This window comes from Salmonella sp. SAL4457, from assembly GCF_046548235.1.
In the GTDB taxonomy this organism is placed as follows: domain Bacteria; phylum Pseudomonadota; class Gammaproteobacteria; order Enterobacterales; family Enterobacteriaceae; genus Salmonella; species Salmonella enterica.
The window spans coordinates 1-299 of sequence record NZ_JBGDZO010000293.1; the positions used below are offsets into that span (position 1 = coordinate 1).

Here is a 299-nt window from a genome sequence, read left to right on the forward strand (position 1 = left end):
GTTTCCGGTCATGTGCACTCGGTGGTGTCCTCGCCCGACGGCCAGTACCTGTTCGCCCCCGACCTCGGCGCCGACAAGGTATTCGTCTACCGCTACGCCCCGGAACAGGCCGAACGTCCGCTGCAGGCGGCCGATCCGGCATTCGTCCCGACCCCGCCCGGCAGCGGCCCGCGCCATCTGATCTTCAGCGCCGACGGGCGTTTCGCCTACCTGACGCGGGAACTGAGCGGCCAGGTGATGGTGTTCGCCCATGAGGGCAATGGCCGCCTGCGTCAGTTGCAGACCCACGACCTGGCGCC

General features: G+C 68.9%; 1 pseudogene. It reads left to right on the forward strand.

From position 1 onward, the window contains the following. Positions 1-299, forward strand: a pseudogene (gene ppgL / locus ACLJNW_RS24345) (gluconolactonase PpgL); the annotation flags it as partial.